Source organism: Salinimicrobium oceani, from assembly GCF_012037645.1.
The window spans coordinates 1-309 of the sequence record NZ_JAAVJR010001435.1 but is presented as its reverse complement, the minus strand read 5'-3'; the positions used below and the strand labels follow the sequence as shown (position 1 = coordinate 309).

Genomic DNA, 309 nt, shown 5'->3' with positions numbered 1-309 from the left:
CATACTATAAAAAAGTCAAATTCCAGAGCATTGGGTATATCTCTGGATAAAATACAGGTGATTTTTAGAGGAAGGGATAAAACCAATTTTGAAGAACTACCAGAACACAAAATCCAAGAGATTAGGAAGGACTTAGGAATAGGTGATGAAAGAATTTATTTGAATGTCAGCCGACTCCTTGAGAGAAAAGGCCAAAGCAATCTTTTAAAAGCTTTTAGAAAGGTGATACTGGTATTTCCTGATTCTAAGCTTTTAATAGCGGGGGAGGGGCCTTATAGAGATGTTCTGGAGCAAAAAATATTTTCCCTG

At 36.2% G+C, this 309-nt stretch carries 1 protein-coding gene; it reads left to right on the top strand.

Going from position 1 to position 309, the window contains the following annotated elements:
- Positions 1 to 30: 30 nt before the first annotated feature.
- On the top strand, positions 31 to 309 hold a 279-nt coding region (locus HC175_RS22535; RefSeq protein WP_168140038.1), incomplete at its 3' end, for a glycosyltransferase.